The sequence below is a fragment of the Pseudomonas sp. PB103 genome, assembly GCF_009764635.1.
In the GTDB taxonomy this organism is placed as follows: domain Bacteria; phylum Pseudomonadota; class Gammaproteobacteria; order Pseudomonadales; family Pseudomonadaceae; genus Aquipseudomonas.
This window is the reverse complement of record NZ_RWIL01000019.1, coordinates 98,202-115,678: the sequence shown is the minus strand read 5'-3', so window position 1 is coordinate 115,678 and position 17,477 is coordinate 98,202. Positions and strand designations below refer to the sequence as shown.

Sequence of the window (17,477 nt, the reverse complement as noted above, 5' to 3'; positions counted from 1 at the left end):
ATCGAGAACAGTTGATTTGCACTACAGCAGAACTTCGTCTGCTTGTCCCGCCGCGAGATTTTTTCAGGGCTGTTTGCAGCAGACATGAAAAAGCAGCCGCCCCGAATAACGGTGGCGGCTGCCAATACTTCAGCGGCTACTTAGCCTTTGTAAGGCGGGTAATCAACATAACCCTCGGCCCCGCCGCCGTAGAAGGTTTCACGCCTGGCTTCGGTCAGCGGCCAGTTGTTTTGCAGCCGCGCCACCAGATCAGGGTTGCTGATGTAAGCGGTGCCGAACGCGGCGAGGTCGATGATGCCGTCCCTGATCAGATCCTCCGCACGCTGGCGCGACATGCCGCCCGCCAGAATCAGCGCCGTGTCCGGCAGTTTCGATTGGATGGTCGACAGCAAATCAAGGAATGTTGCCTTCGGCCCGCCGCCACCGCCCTCGGTACCCGGGGCAGGAAACCCGGACTGATCCATCACATGCACGTAAGCCAACTGCCGCGCGCCAATCTCTGTTGCCAGTGCGGTATAGGTTTCATCGATCTGCTCATACAGCGGCATATCGAACAACTGGCCATACGGCGAAATACGAATACCGACCCGGCCCGCGCCAATCCGCGCAACCACGGCATCGATCACTTCCAGCGTAAAGCGCAGACGATTTTCCAACTGATCCGCCGAGTACTGATCGGTTCGATCATTGACCAGCGGGTTCATGAACTGCTCGAACAAATAACCATTGGCGCCGTGAATTTCCACGCCATCGAAACCCGCCTCGATCGCGTTTTCCGCAGCCTGCGCAAACTCGCCGACGATGCGCGAAACCTCGGCCGTTTCCAGTTGGCGTGGCGCCGGCGGCTCTACCAGCGCCGGCTTGCCGTCAGCGTCGTAACCGAACGCTGTCGCGCCGACTGCTCGCTTCGACGTGGCGCTCACCGGCAATTTTCCACCGTCCTGAATCGACGGATGCGAGACGCGACCGACATGCCAGATCTGCGCAAACATCTTGCCACCCACCGCATGCACCGAGTCGGTAGTGAGGCGCCAGCCAGCGATCTGCTCGGCAGTGAAGATACCTGGGTTGAACAGATAACCCTGACCCTCACGGGAAATCGGCGTGCCCTCACTGACGATCAAGCCTGCAGTGGCACGTTGCGCGTAATACAACGCCACGCGTTCATCGGCGGCGTCATGCGGGGCACGCGAACGGGTCAGCGGCGCCATGACGATACGGTTTTTGAGCGTGGTGTCGCCCAGGCGCAATTCATTGAAGAGTGTCGACATTGGAGTATCCGAAGTAGATCGAGAGTAATGACGATCAGCGGAGCGACAGGTTGACGATGCGGACTGTCTCGAACTCGCGCCAAAGGCCTGGTGAGTTGCAACGATGAACCGATGCTAACTTCGGGGGATGGCGGCAACAATCCGGCGGAATCGCAAATGACTATTGCTTTTTCAGCAACGGCTTTGCATCGCAGGCGCCATTTTGTATGGCGCCATTCGAACAGAGCTTGCGTTCAGCGATGAGCATTAGCCATGGCCACAGGACTCGCCGATGCACGAATTAAAATCGCCAAAATAAGCCGGCACACGGACTCGTCAGGCTGCCGCGTTCGACCCGGCAAGATGAACTTCATCGGCACTGCGACCCGCCAGCCACGCAAGCACGGACGCTGCCACCAACACGACCGCACTGAGCTCGAATGTGGCTTTGTACCCGCTCAGATCAAACGCCAGGCCGCCGACGATGGCCCCTGCGGCGATCGCCAGTTGCACAATGGCCACCAGCAAGCCGCCACCGGCTTCGGCATCATCAGGAAGGGTCTGGGCCAGCCATGTCCACCAGCCAACGGGAGCCGCAGTGGCGACCAGCCCCCACAGACCGAGCAGCAATGCGGTCAACAGCGGCGAGGCACCGAAGTTCACCAGGGCCAGTGCGATGACCGCCATGATCAAAGGGATAATGGTCAGCGTGCGGTAGAGGCCATTGCCGATGAATCTTTCGATCAGAAAGGTGCCGATAAAACCTGCAAGTCCCAGCCCCAGCAGCATGAACGACAGTGTTGAGACACTGACCGCCGTCACGCCCTCCAGAAATGGCCGCAGGTACGTGAACAACATGAACTGCCCCATGAAAAATACGCTGACGGCGACCATCCCCAGCGCAACCGGCAGCCGTTTCATCAGGCGCAGCACGTTGCCGCTGCCCGCCCGAGGTTTCTCGGCCTTGAAAGACGGAAGACTGATCATCAGCCACACGGCCGCCATAGCCGCGACCGGAACCACACAGAAAAATGCACCGCGCCAGCCTATCAACGAGCCAAGAAAGCTGCCCGCCGGGGCTGCGATGACCGTCGCCAGAGCGTTACCACTATTGACGATCGCCAGCGCTCGGGACACTTGCTCCGGCGGTACCAGACGCATGGCAGTCGCCGCCGACAATGACCAGAACCCGCCGATGGCTATCCCGATCAAGGCTCGTCCAATCATGAAGGAAGGGTAACCCGGCGCGAGCGCGACGACCGTGCCTGAAACGATCATCAGCAAGGTCAGAGACAGCAATAACCTCTTGCGTTCGACACGCGCGGCGACCGAGGCAATCAACAGGCTGGTGATCAAGGCAAAGCCACCGGACACCGAAATCCCCTGCCCGGCCTGGCCTTCGGTGATGTGCAGATCGGCCGCAATGGGCGTCAGCAGACTGACGGGCATGAATTCTGAAGCGACCAAAGCGAATGCGGCCAACGACATGGCCAGCACGGCGCTCCAGCCGCGTTTTTCTGTAGAAGCAATTGTCATGAGAACTACCTGTGTTGCACGAAAAGCGTAGAGGAGTGATGCGCAGGGGTTGGAACGATTGGATGCCTGCAAGGGCATGCCCCTGTAACAGTTCGACACATTCTCCCGGTCGATCCGCTGCTGCTCTAGCGCATTCCTCTTGAATGCTTGCCTGATCCTTTGAGGATGCAGGGGGATGGATAGGAAACGTCTGCCTGGCGGATTAGAGTTCGCTCAACAGGAGCGACCGACCATGATTCATATCTCCCCGCGCCATGAATCAACGCTGGCGTTGAACATCGACCCGCGCGTGAGCGCACCGGGTGACTTCGCCACAGCCATACCCGGCCTGTCGCTGTTTCGCCGCGACCAGCCGGCGCCCCCCGCCGTGTGCATGATCGAACCGAGCCTGATTCTGGTGGGCCGTGGCGAAAAGCGCTTGTGGGTCGGTGGTGAGGGTTATAGCTATGACCCTTCGCGGTTTCTGGTCACTTCGCTGGATCTGCCCGCCAACTCCGAAGTGATGCTCGCCAGCCCCACACAGCCTTGTGTCGGCCTCGTGCTGAAACTGGATGTCAGCATGCTCGCCGAGGTCATCACCAAAAGTGGCTTGCCCGCCAAGCGCCAGCAATCAACGGGGACAGGCGCCGGGATTGGCAGCCTGTCGTCCGCCCTGGAAGGCGCGCTCGATCGCCTGCTGGCATTGCTCGATGAGCCGGAAGCGATCCCGGTGCTGGCGCCGCTGATTCTGCGCGAAATCCACTATCGACTGCTCAACACCGATCAAGGCGCGCGGGTGCGGCAGATCACTGCCGTCGACGGTCAGGGGTATCGCATCGCCAAAGCCATCGACTGGCTGAAGGTCAACTACACCGCTGCCCTGCGTATCGACGATCTGGCCGCGCGGGTGCAGATGAGCGCGCCTACTTTTCACCTGCACTTTCGCCAACTGACTGGCATGAGTCCGCTGCAGTACCAGAAGTGGATGCGTCTGAACGAGGCCCGTCGGCTGATGCTGATGGAACGCCTGGACGTTTCGCGGGCGGCATTTGCCGTCGGGTATGAAAGTCCTTCGCAGTTCAGCCGCGAATACGGCCGTCTGTTCGGCACCGCGCCAAGTCGTGACATGGCGCTGCTGCGTGGGCAACCACTTGAGGCAAAAGCGCTCGGCACCACAACGATTTGAGCGAACAACCAGCTTCACCGGTGATGCGCCTCGCCGCGTGTCACCGCTAATAACAAAGCACGTCAACCGATGATCAAGCGGGTGAACCATGGAACTACGAATCAACCAGAAGACCTATCAGGTCGATGCCGACGCCGATACGCCCCTGCTGTGGGTGATCCGCGATGATCTGGGCATGACTGGCACCAAGTACGGCTGCGGTCTGGCGCAATGCGGCGCCTGCTCGGTGCTGGTGGACGGCAATGTGGTGCGCTCATGCGTCACGCCGGTGGCCGGTGTGGTCGGCCGAGAAGTCACCACCATTGAGGCCATCGAAGACGATGAAGTGGGCAAACGGGTGGTCTCGACCTGGGTCGATCTGCAGGTCGCCCAATGCGGTTACTGCCAGTCCGGGCAGGTGATGGCCGCCACCGCGCTGCTCAAGCAAAACCCCACGCCGAGTGATGCGCAGATCGAAGCGGCGATGGTCAATCTGTGCCGGTGTGGCACGTACAACGCCATCCACGCTGCGGTGCATGAGCTTGCCGGCAAGGGAGAAGCGTGATGAACGTTCGTATCGACCCTTCACAGCAAGCCTCGGCGTTTGATCTGCACGAACCGATCAATGTTTCGCGCAGACGTTTCCTGACCGGCACCGCCGTCGGCGCACTGGTCCTCGGCTTTGGCCTGCCGCTCGGCTCGACACGCGTGCAAGCAGCAGCAGTGGCCAGTGCCGAGCGCGGCACGCAGGTCCCGGCGTTTCTGGAAATCCGCCCGGACAATCGCGTGCGCCTGCTCTGCCCGTTCATGGAAGGCGGACAAGGCACGTTCACCGCGATGGCGCAGATCGTCGGTGAAGAGCTGGATGCCGACCCGGCGACCTTCCTGGTCGAAGCCGCCCCACCCGGCGAGGCTTATGTGGTGATGGACAACGGCATGCGCATCACCGGCGGCAGCATGTCGGTGCGCATGAGTTACCCGGTCATGCGCCGCCTCGGCGCCCTCGCCCGCGCCATGTTGTTGCAGGCGGGCGCGCAGCAACTCGGGGTGCCGGTGAGTGAGTTGAGCACCGAGCCCGGCAAGGTTGTGCATGCCAAGTCGGGCCGCTCGCTGGCCTACGGTGAGCTGTCCGAGCGCGCGATGGATCTGCCGGTTCCCGATCCCGCCAGCGTGACGCTGCGGGATCCGAGCACGTTCCGCTGGATCGGCAAACCGGTGAAGCGCGTCGATGCCTACGATAAATCCACGGGCAAGGCGCTCTACAGCATTGATCTGAAAGTCGACGACATGCTCCATGCCGCCGTGCAACACGCCCCGCGCCTGGGGATGACGGTGGGCAAGCTACGCAACGAAGACCAGGTCAAGGCAATGAAAGGCGTGCATTCCGTGCATCGTCTGCCGGGCGCCGTGGCGGTGGTCGCCGAACGCTGGTGGCACGCCAAGCGTGCAGTCGAGGCGATTCAGGTCGACTGGCAAGAGCCAACGGCCGACAGCAACGTGCGGCCGATGCCCGCCGACTTTTCCAGCGATGCCTGGTTCAAGCGCCTCGCTGAAGATAAAGGCCCGGCCAAAGATGATGAAAACGAAGGCGATGTGGCGTCGATCCTCAAGGAAACCAAGACCCGCATCGACGCCACTTACCACAACCAATATCTGAACCACGGACAGTTGGAGCCACCTTCGGCACTGGCCCGATTCAATCCGGACGGCTCGCTGGAGATCTGGCTGCCGAATCAGGCGCCGGACATGTTCCGTGCCGACATCGCCAAACGCACAGGGCTGGATCCGTCGCGCATCACCTTGCATTCGCCGCTGTTGGGTGGGTTCTTCGGTCGGCATTTTCTCTACGACTCCGCCAGTCCCTACCCTCAGGCGATCGCGCTGGCCAAAACGGTCGGCCGACCGGTCAAACTGATCTGGAGTCGCGAGGAAGAGTTCCTGCGTGACGTGCTCCGCCCGGTTGCCGCGGTGAATTTTCGCGCTGCGCTGGACAACGACGGCTGGCCGCTGGCAATCGAAGCGGTCAGTGCCACCGAAGGTCCGACCGAGGCCCTCGCCGGCAAGCAAGGGGAGAAACTCGACCCTACGGCGCTTGAAGGCTTGTCCGGCAAGTCCTACGCGATCCCCAACAAACGCATCGCGCAGATCTACGTCAAAGGCCCGGCGATGCTCGGTTACTGGCGTTCGGTGGGCAACTCGCTGAACGACTTCTTCTATGAATCGTTCCTAGATGAACTCGCTGACAAGGGCGGCAAAGACCCGTTCGACTTGCGTCTGCATTTGTTGCGCGACAACAAACGCCTGACCACGCTGCTGCAAGCGGTGGGTGAACTGTCGGGCGGCTGGAAGCGCGGACCGTTTACCGCCGAGGACGGCAGCCGACGGGCGCGCGGCGTGGCCATGGCTTCGCCGTTTGGTACAGAGACGGCGGTGATCGCCGAGGTGTCCATCGAGAACGGCCAGGTCAAGGTACACGACATCTGGCAGGCAATTGATCCCGGCAGCATCGTCAACCCGGCGATTGTCGAGGCTCAGGTGAACGGCGCCGTGGCGCTGGGACTGTCGCAGACGCTGGTGGAAGAAGCCGTGTGGATTGATGGCAAACCCCGGGCGCGCAACTACGACCTGTATCCGATCCTGCCGCCTGCGCGGATGGCGCGGGTACACGTGCGTGTGGTCGAGAGTGGAGAAAAAATGGGTGGCATCGGCGAACCACCGTTGCCAGCGGTCGCACCCGCCGTCGCTAACGCGGTGGCAAGGCTAACCGGTCAGCGGGTGCGCAGCCTGCCCATGAGCCGACACACTTTCACCTGATCAGCGCCGGAGCGTTCATGAATAACAGCCGATTCGCAAGAACCGCTGGCTGGCTGGCAGTGCCGTGCCTGGTCGCGGCAGGCCTGCTGGCCTGGTATGTCACTCGCGAGCCCGCCTCGCCTCTCGAAAACCATCAGACGGCGGTGGCCGACATCGACCCGGCACTGATCGCAAGGGGCGAATACGTCGCCAGGCTCAGTGATTGTGTGGCCTGCCACAGTGTGCCGGGCGGTGCGCCATTTGCCGGTGGCCTGGAAATGGCCACGCCGCTGGGCGCAATCCATGCGACCAATATCACCCCGGACACGCAAACCGGTATCGGTCACTACAGCCTCGCGGACTTCGACCGCGCCGTGCGCCATGGCGTGGCACCCGACAGTCGCCGTCTGTACCCGGCGATGCCCTACCCGTCCTATGCCAAGCTCAGCGATGACGACGTGCGGGCGCTGTATGCGTTCTTCATGAAAGGCGTGGCGCCGGTGAAACAGGCGAACATCCCGAGTGCCATTCCCTTTCCGCTGAACCTGCGCTGGCCGATCGCACTGTGGAACGGCGTATTTGTCGATGCCCAACCGTATGCCGCCAAACCGTCGCAGGATGAAACGTGGAACCGCGGCGCTTACCTCGTTCAGGGCGCCGGGCATTGCGGCAGTTGCCATACCCCGCGCGGCCTGGCGTTCAACGAGAAGGCACTGGATGAATCCGCTGCGCCGTTCCTCGCCGGCGCCTTGCTCGATGGCTGGTACGCGCCGAGCCTGCGTGATGATCACAACACCGGCCTGGGCCGCTGGAGCGAGGCGCAGATCGTGCAGTTCCTCAAGACCGGTCGCAATAAACATGCGGTGGTCTACGGTTCGATGACCGAAGCGTTCAACAACTCCACGCAGTTCATGAGCGATGACGATCTGACGGCCATTGCCCGTTATCTGAAGTCGCTGCCCGGGGATCGCGAGCGGGATGGCGCACCTTGGCAGTATCAGGCGGTTTCGGCAGCGGAACGTCTGGACGCGTCCGGTGCTCATACCTACGTGACGCGCTGTGCTTCCTGCCATGGTCTGGACGGCAAAGGCCAAGCGCAATGGATGCCACCGCTGGCCGGCGCGACTTCTGCACTGGCCAAGGAAAGCGCCTCGGCGATCAACATCACCCTCAATGGTTCGCAGCGTGTTGTCGCTGCCGGGGTGCCGGACGCCTATCGCATGCCGGCCTTCCGTGAGCAGTTGTCGGATCAGCAGATTGCCGAAGTGCTGACCTTCATGCGCAGCACCTGGGGCAATCAGAGCGGTGATGTGGATGCGCAGACGGTTGCCAAGCTGCGTGAACACACCGATCCGGCCAGCAGCAGCCCGATCATCCTGCACATGCGTTAGAGGAGAGTGTGATGGAAAGCATCGACTTGCTGGTCCTGCGCACGGCGCGGGACTGGCTCGCCGCTGGCGAGCGTGTACTGCTCGCCACCGTGGCGCGTACATGGGGTTCTTCACCGCGTCCGACAGGGTCGATGATGGCCTTGCGTAACGACGGTCGCGTGGTCGGCAGCGTGTCCGGCGGCTGCATCGAGGACGATCTGATCCATCGCTACACCACCGCCCATGGGGGCACCGGCTTAAGCGACAGCGCACCGGATGTGGTGCGTTACGGCGTCAGTGCTGATGAGGCGCATCGCTTCGGCTTGCCCTGTGGCGGTACGCTTGAACTGGTCCTCGAGTTCAACCCCTGCTGGCAATCGCTGGATCAACTGTTGGCCCATCTGGATGCCGGACAACTGGTGCGTCGCAGCCTTGCCGTGGCGTCCGGTCAAATCACATTGCAACCCACGGTGACGCCGGAGCAGTTCAGTTTCGACGGCCAGCGGATGCTCAACACGCTGGGACCGGGTTACAGGATGCTGATGATCGGAGCCGGCGCGCTGGCCGAGTACCTGGCCACCATGGCGTTGTTCAACGGGTTCAAGGTCGCGGTGTGCGATCCCCGTCCGGAATACATCGAGACGTGGGCGGTGGACGGCGTCGAGCGCATCGTTGGCATGCCCGATGACGTGGTCCGCGACTTCGCGGTCGATCTCAGAACCTGCATCGTCGCCTTGAGTCATGACCCCAAACTCGACGATCTGGCGCTGCTCGAAGCCCTCCATGGCCCGGCGTTCTACATCGGCGCTATCGGCTCGCGGCGCAACAGCCAACTGCGCCGCGAACGCCTGATCGAGCACTTTGGCCAGACCCAGGCCTCACTCGCACGACTGCACGGACCGATCGGCATTTACATCGGCAGCAAGACACCGGCGGAAATCGCCGTCAGCGTGATGGCCGAAATTCTGGCGGCGAAGAATGGGGCGAGCTTGCGGAGTGAGCTTAGCGTTGCCCAGGGCAAGCACTCCGTTGAGTCTGCGGTCTCCTGATCGCAGATCTGTCTTTGACAGACGAAGCGCTGCAAACCTCAAGTCATACGATCTCTACCGCGTTCATCGGCACCCGCGAAAACAACCAAACCCCTTAAATTAGCAGCACCACTTCAGAAACCCGCTTGCCGACCCTAAATAAATGCGGTAAAAATCGACGAGGTTGTACGACAACATAATAAAAACCCACCCGCCAAACCCAGTGGCTTGGCACCGTTTGAGAGCTGCCATGTCCCGCCCTGTCTCCGCGCCAACCCTACCGCCGCCCTTCCCCCGCCATCTCGCCGTGATCATTCTGTTGTGCATGGGCTGTGCGTTCGCCGGTAATCATGTGGCGGCGCGGGTCGCTTTTGATGATGGCGCGGGCGTGTTGCTGGCGATTTTGCTGCGTTCTGGCGGGACCTTGCTGGTGCTCGCCATCCTGGTGCTGTGGCAGAGACAAAGCCTGCGGTTGCCGGCAGGTGCCTGGCGCTGGCAATTGCTCTTGGGTCTGCTGATTACCGCGCAAAGCCTGTGCCTGTACTCTGCCGTCGCGCGCGTCCCGGTGGCGGTGGCGGTGCTGGTGGCCAACGTGTTTCCGATCCTGCTGGCCTTGCTGACCTGGGCCACGGGCGGCCCAAGACCCACCGCACGCACCGCGGCGCTGATGGCCTTGATTCTGCTGGGCTTGGTGTTTGTGCTGGATGTCCCGGGGCGTCTGTCGAACGCAACCCAGGTCGGGACGCATTGGTGGCTGGGCATTGCGCTCGCGTTTTGCGCCGCCAGCGTGTTCGCGTGCGCGCTGTGGATCACCGATCACAAGTTGTCTCAGGTACGGGGCTCGGCGCGCAGTCTCTTGACCATTTTCATCGTCTTCAGCAGCGTCAATCTGGCGGGATTGACCGGCGCCTTGCCAGGCGGACTGAACCTGCCCGCGACCGCAACCGGATGGCTGGCCCTCGCCACTTTGGTGGTGCTGTACGGCACGGGATTTATCGTACTGTTCATTTCCGTGCCGCGGCTGGACATGCCACGCAATGCGCCGGTGATGAACATCGAGCCACTGGCGACGTTGTTGATGGGCTGGATGGTGCTGGATCAAATGCTCAGTGCGGGGCAGATTCTGGGCGGAGTGATTGTGGTCACCGGCATCGTATTGCTGACGTATCGCAAAACAGCTATCAAGGCGCAGGCCAAAGCTGTGGCGTGAGAATTGCTCAACAGGATAAAGCCCAGCCAGTGGCTGGGCTTTATCATCACTGCTGGCGGACTTCGCGAATGGTTGCGCCCGGATATTTCTCGAGGATTTTGCGCTCAGCGTCTCTCTGATCGGTGCCGTTCTGCAGCACATTACTCATGCCGTTGCCGCTCTTGGTTTTCAGGCTGAAGACAAACGTTTTCACTGCCATTGTGCGATTCCTTCGCTATTGGAGGTAGAACTGTAGCATCGCTGATGTTCGCCAGCTTGCGGCCCAAGAGACTTCAAGACTTCTCTATGCGCCCTTGCGCCAACTTGGTGTATGCAAAGTAACCACCGGCAATTTCGATAATTGCCAGCACCCCGAACATTGCGCCGAACATGAAAGAAGAAGCGATAAAGGCGATGGCAACAATGGCGATAAAAACCTTGATGATCTGATGCGTCTTTTCCTCGAAGGTAAATTTTCCACTCAGAAACAGACCGGCTGCCAGGCCGATCAAAACACCGACAATGATTCGCGCAAACATGACTCAACTCCCTTTGCTGATAAAGTCCGCAGCTTAACGTAAAACGCCTTTTCACCACACCGGGTGGTTTCTGTCGTCAAGGCCTGGAATGACGCACTCGCCCACCTGTAGGAGCTGCGGCACGCTGCGATCTTTTGACGTTGATCTTTTAAAGAACAGATCAAAAGATCGCAGCCTCGTTTCACTCGACAGCTCCTACAAAGAGATGAATCTTCGCGTCGTTCGGCAATGAGCTGAAGGCGATGGGGATGATTTTTCAACCCGCAAAATCAAGTTCGACGACAACACGCCGATACCCAACGCGACTAAGCCAGCAGGACGGTAACGCCATCCTGTCCACCTCTCAAGGAAGACCCGCATGAAAAGACTACTTATCGTCCTGGCCTCGGCAGGTTTACTCACTGCGTGTTCGGATGATGCCGGCAAACAGGAAATAAAAAATATCCTCGAGTGCTCAATGTCCGCCAAGTTGGTGGGAAAGCCGCAGATGATTGACGTGATCGCTGACCACGCCAATTGGGCATCGGCCAAGAGCGGTTACAAGCCATCAGTGGCCGAAACAAAGCAGATGCACGACGAAATCAAGGCCAAGTGGAATCTGAAATCAATGTCCAGACACGATCAGGACGTGGTGCTCGTTGGCATCTACAATTCCGCCCAATGTTCTGCGTTACATAAAGGTGACCCGATCACCGTGGACGATGTGCCACCGGACGCGTAACCCGCCAGAGCAGACCTACATCAAACACGCCGGCACCGAAAGCGTGTCGGCCACCAGGGTAAAGGGCAAGTCGATAATAATCAGCGGCCCTACCAAGGGCATCATGTCTTCGAACTCGGCTTTCGTGCCGTTGAAGCAGGTAATGGGACTGAGGGCATTGGCAGCTATCCATGCGCAGCCACTCAATTGCGAGATGGCCACAATCAACAAGAACTTCCTTAGCACGTAACTTCCTTATTACTTCCAGTGTGGTGGCTGTAGACGCTATTGCAAGCGGCAAGTCACCTGACCGATCAGTTCTCGTCACGCACTTGCATAAGTGCAAACCCGAGCAAGTTCAGCCCCTTCCACCGATTAGGATCATTGGCCTGTTCATCGTCCTTGGTCAGGCCGATGCCCCAAATGCTGTCGACCGGGCTGGCCTCGACAATAATCCGTGAACCCGTGTCCTTGAGAAACGCATTCAGCTCAGGATTCTGCGCAAACTTCGCCCGATTGGCCCGTACGACAATTGCATAACGCTGCTCCAACCATGCTTGCTCGTTGAACCCACGCACCTTGCGGCCCAGTGCTTTGGCGGCATTGGGCGTCGGCGCCTGAAGTACTTGCGCGCGAATGTCCTCGTCACCAAACAGCGCGGCTTTCTCAGCCATCATGAAATGTTCGGCGGTCAGGTAGCGCTGCCCGTCGACAGTGAATTCGGCTTCGTACCATTGGCTGAAACACGAAGCGCTGACGCCTTTCTTACTGCGTTGGTGGCCCCAGAAAAAAACAAACTCCAGGGGTTCTCCCGCATTGAACCGGCTGCAAAGATCGTCCAGATATTTAGAGTCGTGCAATGATGCCTCCTCGGCGAATAGAGTTGATGTAAGAAGGATTCACGAATGACGAAGAAACAGCCCGTCAGTAAAGAGGCCGCCACGGCGGCTGACATAGAGCGCTCCATCCAGGCCTTGAACAAAATGGCCGAACGTCTTTGGGGCGACGGTCGTGAGGCCGAAGCCAAAGCACTGCTCGACGCCCTTGATGCATTGAACCGGGCGCTCGACAGAATACGCATTGGCGAAAGTCGCAGGGTTGTCACGCTGCATTAAGCCCGTGCGATGCGTTCAGAGATTGCAACTGTACTGATACTCGAACGGATAAAACAGCGTATCGACTACCAAGGAAAACGGCGCGTCGATTAGCACAAAGGGAATCACTGTGCCGTTGGAAATTTCAACTAGCCACCAATCAAAGCGAACGCCGATGTAGGGGCATCGATGGATGTAATCCATGCGCGTGGCGGTCGCGGCGCAACCGCTCAAAGTGATCAGGGCCAACAGAATGGCTGTTCGAAACACGTAATGTCCTTATTACTTCTGAACCGCAGAGTTGCATAGACGCTGGTGCCATGCGCGAGTCACCCGTGCAATCAACCCGCCGCACGGAAGGTTTGAACTGCTTGTTCACCCGCTTATACAAAAGCCCCGCTGTTTTACCGCTGCGCCAACAGCCAAGTCCTGAAAGCCACGATCTTTTTCGTCTCTGCGGTTTCGCGGGGTGTTACCAGATAGAAGCCCAGATCGTCTTGCAAGCGCAGATCAAACGGCGCCACCAGACGACCCGCGCGCAAGTCATCATCCACATAAGTCGAACGCCCGATACACACGCCCTGCCCGTCAATCGCAGCCTGCACCGCCATCATCGCCAGGTCGAAAGTCAACCGAGGTCCAGCGGCCAATTGTGCGGGCTGACCAGCTGCACTGAGCCAAGTGCCCCAGTCATCAGTGGTCACGCCGCTGACTTGCAGCAGGGTGTGATGGGCCAGATCCGCCGGCACGCTCAAGGCTTTTGAGCCATTGAGCAATGCCGGGCTGCACACCGGAAAAATCTCGTCAGACATCAGAAAATCGGCGCGCAAGCCCTTCCAGTCACCGCGCCCATAACGAATCGCCGCATCAATGCCGCCCTTGCGAAAATCCACCAGGTCAGTGGAGGCGCTGACCCGCACATCGATATCGGCAAACGCCTGCTGAAACGACGGCAGCCGCGGCAGCAACCACTTCGATGCCACCGACACCAACGTATTGATGGTCAGCACGCTGTTGTTAGACGACGCCAACAGTTGCTCCGTCGAATAGCGCAGTTCATGAAACGCCGCGCGCACGCCGGGCAAATAAGCCTGCCCGTGCTCACTGAGCGTCAGCCCATCCTTGAGCCGCAGAAACAGTTGCACGCCCAACTCATCTTCGAGTCGACGAATCTGATGACTGATGGCGGTTTGCGTGACGTTCAACTCATCGGCAGCCTTGGTAAAGCTCATGTGGCGAGCTGCCGCTTCAAAGGCTCGCAATCCATTTAACGAGGGCAGTCGATCAACCATTGGCAATCCATTACTCATGAGATTTTGTCATACGCTAGCAGCATAAATGACCTTTGCGAATCCTTCGGCGGCAATAGATTCTGGCGGCCTGCCCTCAACAAGGAAGCGCCATGAAACTGTATTTCGCCCCGATGACCTGCTCGTTGTCGCCGCACATTGTGCTGCGGGAACTGGGTCTGCCCTTCGAGTTGGTTCGCGTCAATAACCAAAGCAAACGCACCGCCGATGGTCGCGACTTTCGAGAGATCAACCCCAAGGGTTACGTCGCAGCCTTGCAGTTGGACAATGGCGAAGTATTGACGGAGGGCCCGGCGATTGTGCAGTTCCTCGTCGATCAAGTCCCCGGCAACACGCTGGCTCCGGCAAACGGCACCTGGGAGCGCGCACGCTTGCAGGAACATCTGAATTTCATCAGCACGGAAATTCATGGCGCCAGCGCCCCGCTGTTCAATGCGCAGATTCCGCCCACGGTCAAAACGATTTTCCAGGACAAGCTGTTCAAGCGCCTGGACTACCTCAACCGCACGCTCGCTGATCAGGATTACCTGATGGGCACCTTCGGGGTGGCTGACGCTTATCTGTTTACCGTGCTGACGTGGCTGCCGACGTTCAACATCGACATCGAACACTGGCCTGCGCTCGCTGCCTACATGCAGCGCCTCGCCGCCCGGCCCAGCGTCCTTGCGGCCATGGCGGCAGAAGCGGCGACGCAGCCCGTCTGATCAAGCGCTAGACCTTCTGTGCAGCCGTGGCGACTGCGTCACCCATTACGCGTAGAAACAGGATGCCGAATGGGCAAACGGGCCATGTCCGCCGGGAATCTGTAAACTGGCGCGATTCTTAGTCGCTCACACAAGGGATCACCCATGGCCAACCAAGACATCACGTTCACTCCCGATCCGGACGCGGACTCCATCTCTTCGGACGTCACCACGTTCAACGGGATCATGATGTCCACACAGATTCCGACCCATGCCGATGGCAGCCTGGAACTGGGCGATATCACCCTGCAAAGCGAATGCACGCTGCAGGCGCTGAAGGTTGCCCTGGAGCGCGCCGGCAGCTCGATGGATCGCGTGATGCACCTGACCATCTACCTTACCGACATGGCCGACCGCGCTGCGTTCAACGAAGTGTACAAGCGCTTCTTCGCCAAACCATGGCCGGTACGCGCCGCCGTTGGCGTAGCCTCCCTGGCCGTTGAAGGCATGCGCGTAGAAGTCACCGCCATGGCCGCCAAGGCCTGACCCACCACTCCAGCCCCTGTAGGAGCTGCCGAGTGAAACGAGGCTGCGATCTTTTGATCTTGATCTGAAAAGGTCAAAAGATCGCAGCGTGCCGCAGCTCCTACAGATGCTCGGTGCCATCGGGCAGCACGGGCGTGCCGAGCACGCGATTCGGCGCTAGAATGCGCGCCTAACCGTGACAGCCTGACTAAAAAAACTATGTCCTTGCCCAAGCATCATCTGGAATTGCTCAGCCCTGCCCGCGATGTCGCCATCGCCCGCGAGGCGATCCTGCACGGCGCCGATGCCGTGTACATCGGCGGCCCGAGCTTCGGTGCGCGCCACAACGCTTGCAACGAAGTCGGTGAAATCGCCGAGCTGGTCGAATTCGCGCGCCGTTACCACGCGCGCATTTTCACCACCATCAACACCATCCTGCACGACAACGAACTGGAGCCGGCGCGCAAGCTGATCCATCAGTTGTACGATGCCGGTGTCGACGCGCTGATCGTTCAGGATCTGGGCGTGATGGAGCTGGACATTCCGCCGATCGAGCTGCACGCCTCGACCCAGACCGATATCCGCACCCTTGAGCGGGCGAAGTTCCTCGATCAGGCCGGCTTCTCGCAATTGGTATTGGCCCGTGAGCTGAACCTGCAAGAAATCCGCGCAATCGCCGACGAAACCGACGCTGCCATCGAATTCTTCATCCATGGCGCCTTGTGCGTGGCCTTCTCCGGCCAGTGCAACATTTCCCATGCGCAGACCGGGCGTAGCGCCAACCGTGGCGACTGCTCGCAAGCCTGCCGTTTGCCGTACACCCTCAAAGATGAAAAGGGTGGCGTGATCGCCTACGAAAAACACCTGCTGTCGATGAAAGACAACAACCAGAGCGCCAACATCCGCGCGCTGGTCGAAGCCGGCGTGCGTTCGTTCAAGATCGAAGGTCGCTACAAGGACATGGGCTATGTGAAGAACATCACCGCCTACTACCGCCAGCGCCTCGACGACGTCCTCGAAGATCGCCCGGACCTGGCCCGCGCTTCCAGCGGCCGCACCGCACACTTCTTTCTGCCCGACCCGGAAAAAACCTTCCACCGTGGCAGCACCGACTACTTTGTCACCGATCGCAAGATCGACATCGGCGCTTTCGACTCACCGACCTTCACCGGCCTGCCGGTGGGCACGGTCGAGAAAGTCGGCAAGCGTGACATGCAGGTCGTGACCCACGAACCGCTGTCCAACGGCGACGGCTTGAACGTGCTGGTCAAACGCGAAGTGGTCGGTTTCCGCGCCAACATCGCTGAAGCCAAAGGCGAGTTCGAAGAAGATGGCGAGAAGCGCTACCGCTATCGCGTCGAGCCGAACGAAATGCCCGAAGGCCTGTTCAAGCTGCGCCCGAATCACCCGCTCAATCGCAACCTCGATCACAACTGGCAACAGGCGCTGCAAAAGACCTCGTCCGAGCGTCGCGTAGCCCTGAGCTGGGTTGCACGCTTGCGTGAAGAACAGCTGGAAGTCACCGCCACCAGCGAAGAAGGCATCAGCGCCAGCATCACCCTCAACGGCCCGTTCGGCGTCGCCAACAAGCCTGAGCAAGCGCTGGAACAGTTGCGCGATCTGCTCGGCCAACTCGGCACCACGCAGTACCACGCCACCGACATCAAGCTGGATGCGCCACAAGCGTTCTTCATCCCCAACTCGCAGCTCAAAGCCCTGCGCCGTGAAGTGATCGAGAACCTGACTGCAGCGCGTGTCGCCGCTCACCCGCGTGGCGGCCGTAAAGCCGAAACCAGCCCGCCGCCGGTGTACCCGGATTCGCACCTGACCTTCCTCGCCAACGTCTACAACCAGAAGGCGCGCGACTTCTACCACCGTCACGGCGTCAAGCTGATCGACGCGGCGTACGAAGCGCACGAAGAAGCGGGCGAAGTGCCAGTGATGATCACCAAGCACTGCCTGCGCTTCTCCTTCAACCTGTGCCCGAAACAGGCCAAAGGCGTGACCGGCGTGCGCACCAAAGTCGCGCCGATGCAGTTGATCCACGGCGATGAAGTGCTGACGCTGAAGTTCGATTGCAAGCCGTGCGAAATGCACATCATCGGCAAGATGAAAGGCCACATCCTCAACCTGCCGCAACCGGGCAGCGTGGTTGGCCACATCAGCCCCGAAGACCTGATGAAAACCATTCCGCGCGCACCGCACTGAGTGGTTGGCGTGCGCGGTGCTTCGGCGCCGCGCACGCCCATTTCGCCAAGCCTGGCCAAATCGCAGGCATAAAAAAACGCCAACTTCTCGCGAAGTTGGCGTTTTTTC

At 60.0% G+C, this 17,477-nt stretch carries 19 protein-coding genes; 11 read left to right on the top strand and 8 right to left on the bottom strand.

Annotated elements, in window-relative coordinates; all coding sequences use genetic code 11:
• Positions 1-140: 140 nt before the first annotated feature.
• The gene (locus tag EJA70_RS03975) at positions 141-1,271 is read right to left on the bottom strand and encodes an alkene reductase (protein WP_158829812.1); all 1,131 of its coding nucleotides are present in this window, start codon (positions 1,269-1,271) and stop codon (positions 141-143) included.
• A 315-nt stretch (positions 1,272-1,586) separates the two neighbouring features.
• Entirely contained in the window at positions 1,587-2,786 is a 1,200-nt protein-coding gene (locus tag EJA70_RS03970) for an MFS transporter (RefSeq protein WP_158829839.1), read from the bottom strand.
• A gap of 232 nt (positions 2,787-3,018) precedes the next feature.
• Here EJA70_RS03970 and EJA70_RS03965 point away from each other — a divergent pair, with 232 nt between their 5' ends.
• The 6 genes from EJA70_RS03965 (at position 3,019) to EJA70_RS03940 (ending at position 10,331) form a co-directional block, all read left to right on the top strand.
• Positions 3,019-3,951 carry an AraC family transcriptional regulator gene (locus EJA70_RS03965; RefSeq protein ID WP_158829810.1) on the top strand — a complete coding sequence of 311 codons (933 nt, stop codon included), beginning with the start codon at positions 3,019-3,021 and terminating at the stop codon, positions 3,949-3,951.
• Positions 3,952-4,039: 88 nt separating this feature from the next.
• Positions 4,040-4,495 carry a (2Fe-2S)-binding protein gene (locus EJA70_RS03960; protein WP_158829808.1) on the top strand — a complete coding sequence of 152 codons (456 nt, stop codon included), beginning with the start codon at positions 4,040-4,042 and terminating at the stop codon, positions 4,493-4,495.
• Positions 4,495-6,744, top strand: coding sequence for a xanthine dehydrogenase family protein molybdopterin-binding subunit (locus tag EJA70_RS03955; RefSeq protein ID WP_158829806.1), 2,250 nt, complete (start codon positions 4,495-4,497; stop codon positions 6,742-6,744). The genes EJA70_RS03960 and EJA70_RS03955 overlap by 1 nt, the downstream gene beginning before the upstream one ends.
• Positions 6,745-6,761: 17 nt before the next feature.
• The gene (locus EJA70_RS03950) at positions 6,762-8,114 is read left to right on the top strand and encodes a cytochrome c (protein ID WP_158829804.1); all 1,353 of its coding nucleotides are present in this window, start codon (positions 6,762-6,764) and stop codon (positions 8,112-8,114) included.
• Between the two features lie 11 nt (positions 8,115-8,125).
• Entirely contained in the window at positions 8,126-9,142 is a 1,017-nt protein-coding gene (locus EJA70_RS03945; RefSeq protein ID WP_158829802.1) for an XdhC family protein, read from the top strand.
• A gap of 229 nt (positions 9,143-9,371) precedes the next feature.
• Positions 9,372-10,331, top strand: coding sequence for an EamA family transporter (locus tag EJA70_RS03940; RefSeq protein WP_158829800.1), 960 nt, complete (start codon positions 9,372-9,374; stop codon positions 10,329-10,331).
• Between the two features lie 46 nt (positions 10,332-10,377).
• Here EJA70_RS03940 and EJA70_RS03935 read toward each other — a convergent pair whose 3' ends face one another.
• Together EJA70_RS03935 and EJA70_RS03930 are read right to left on the bottom strand one after the other, a co-directional pair.
• On the bottom strand, positions 10,378-10,530 hold the full coding sequence (locus tag EJA70_RS03935) for a hypothetical protein (protein WP_158829799.1): 153 nt from the start codon (positions 10,528-10,530) through the stop codon (positions 10,378-10,380).
• Positions 10,531-10,603: 73 nt separating this feature from the next.
• Complete coding sequence (locus tag EJA70_RS03930) at positions 10,604-10,849, bottom strand: hypothetical protein (protein ID WP_158829797.1); 246 nt, start codon at positions 10,847-10,849, stop codon at positions 10,604-10,606.
• A gap of 358 nt (positions 10,850-11,207) precedes the next feature.
• Here EJA70_RS03930 and EJA70_RS03925 point away from each other — a divergent pair, with 358 nt between their 5' ends.
• Positions 11,208-11,570, top strand: a complete 363-nt coding sequence (locus EJA70_RS03925; protein WP_158829795.1) for a hypothetical protein — start codon at positions 11,208-11,210, stop codon at positions 11,568-11,570.
• Between the two features lie 15 nt (positions 11,571-11,585).
• Here the strand turns inward: EJA70_RS03925 and EJA70_RS03920 are convergent, their stop codons facing one another.
• The gene (locus EJA70_RS03920) at positions 11,586-11,771 is read right to left on the bottom strand and encodes a YceK/YidQ family lipoprotein (RefSeq protein WP_238552702.1); all 186 of its coding nucleotides are present in this window, start codon (positions 11,769-11,771) and stop codon (positions 11,586-11,588) included.
• Between the two features lie 92 nt (positions 11,772-11,863).
• Complete coding sequence (locus EJA70_RS03915) at positions 11,864-12,409, bottom strand: NADAR family protein (protein WP_158829793.1); 546 nt, start codon at positions 12,407-12,409, stop codon at positions 11,864-11,866.
• A gap of 45 nt (positions 12,410-12,454) precedes the next feature.
• Between EJA70_RS03915 and EJA70_RS03910 the strand changes: the two genes are divergently transcribed.
• Positions 12,455-12,664, top strand: a complete 210-nt coding sequence (locus EJA70_RS03910; RefSeq protein WP_158829791.1) for a hypothetical protein — start codon at positions 12,455-12,457, stop codon at positions 12,662-12,664.
• Positions 12,665-12,679: 15 nt separating this feature from the next.
• On the opposite strand, the gene EJA70_RS03905 is transcribed toward EJA70_RS03910, so the two are convergent.
• Complete coding sequence (locus EJA70_RS03905; RefSeq protein ID WP_158829789.1) at positions 12,680-12,913, bottom strand: YceK/YidQ family lipoprotein; 234 nt, start codon at positions 12,911-12,913, stop codon at positions 12,680-12,682.
• Between the two features lie 134 nt (positions 12,914-13,047).
• Entirely contained in the window at positions 13,048-13,935 is an 888-nt protein-coding gene (locus tag EJA70_RS03900) for a transcriptional regulator GcvA (protein ID WP_178116830.1), read from the bottom strand.
• A gap of 110 nt (positions 13,936-14,045) precedes the next feature.
• Between EJA70_RS03900 and gstA the strand changes: the two genes are divergently transcribed.
• From gstA to EJA70_RS03885, 3 genes are all read left to right on the top strand, one after another.
• The gene (gene gstA / locus EJA70_RS03895) at positions 14,046-14,657 is read left to right on the top strand and encodes a glutathione transferase GstA (protein WP_158829785.1); all 612 of its coding nucleotides are present in this window, start codon (positions 14,046-14,048) and stop codon (positions 14,655-14,657) included.
• Positions 14,658-14,801: 144 nt separating this feature from the next.
• The gene (locus EJA70_RS03890) at positions 14,802-15,182 is read left to right on the top strand and encodes a RidA family protein (RefSeq protein WP_158829783.1); all 381 of its coding nucleotides are present in this window, start codon (positions 14,802-14,804) and stop codon (positions 15,180-15,182) included.
• A 198-nt stretch (positions 15,183-15,380) separates the two neighbouring features.
• Entirely contained in the window at positions 15,381-17,369 is a 1,989-nt protein-coding gene (locus EJA70_RS03885; protein WP_158829781.1) for a U32 family peptidase, read from the top strand.
• Positions 17,370-17,477: the final 108 nt, after the last annotated feature.

Coding starts and splice junctions, on each gene's coding strand:
- EJA70_RS03885 (WP_158829781.1), top strand. CDS start 15,381: ATGTCCTTGCCCAAGCATCATCTGGAATTGCTCAGCCCTGCCCGCGAT.
- gstA (WP_158829785.1), top strand. CDS start 14,046: ATGAAACTGTATTTCGCCCCGATGACCTGCTCGTTGTCGCCGCACATT.
- EJA70_RS03950 (WP_158829804.1), top strand. CDS start 6,762: ATGAATAACAGCCGATTCGCAAGAACCGCTGGCTGGCTGGCAGTGCCG.
- EJA70_RS03925 (WP_158829795.1), top strand. CDS start 11,208: ATGAAAAGACTACTTATCGTCCTGGCCTCGGCAGGTTTACTCACTGCG.
- EJA70_RS03960 (WP_158829808.1), top strand. CDS start 4,040: ATGGAACTACGAATCAACCAGAAGACCTATCAGGTCGATGCCGACGCC.
- EJA70_RS03900 (WP_178116830.1), bottom strand. CDS start 13,935: ATGGTTGATCGACTGCCCTCGTTAAATGGATTGCGAGCCTTTGAAGCG.
- EJA70_RS03890 (WP_158829783.1), top strand. CDS start 14,802: ATGGCCAACCAAGACATCACGTTCACTCCCGATCCGGACGCGGACTCC.
- EJA70_RS03935 (WP_158829799.1), bottom strand. CDS start 10,530: ATGGCAGTGAAAACGTTTGTCTTCAGCCTGAAAACCAAGAGCGGCAAC.
- EJA70_RS03940 (WP_158829800.1), top strand. CDS start 9,372: ATGTCCCGCCCTGTCTCCGCGCCAACCCTACCGCCGCCCTTCCCCCGC.
- EJA70_RS03965 (WP_158829810.1), top strand. CDS start 3,019: ATGATTCATATCTCCCCGCGCCATGAATCAACGCTGGCGTTGAACATC.
- EJA70_RS03910 (WP_158829791.1), top strand. CDS start 12,455: ATGACGAAGAAACAGCCCGTCAGTAAAGAGGCCGCCACGGCGGCTGAC.
- EJA70_RS03945 (WP_158829802.1), top strand. CDS start 8,126: ATGGAAAGCATCGACTTGCTGGTCCTGCGCACGGCGCGGGACTGGCTC.
- EJA70_RS03970 (WP_158829839.1), bottom strand. CDS start 2,786: ATGACAATTGCTTCTACAGAAAAACGCGGCTGGAGCGCCGTGCTGGCC.
- EJA70_RS03955 (WP_158829806.1), top strand. CDS start 4,495: ATGAACGTTCGTATCGACCCTTCACAGCAAGCCTCGGCGTTTGATCTG.
- EJA70_RS03930 (WP_158829797.1), bottom strand. CDS start 10,849: ATGTTTGCGCGAATCATTGTCGGTGTTTTGATCGGCCTGGCAGCCGGT.
- EJA70_RS03975 (WP_158829812.1), bottom strand. CDS start 1,271: ATGTCGACACTCTTCAATGAATTGCGCCTGGGCGACACCACGCTCAAA.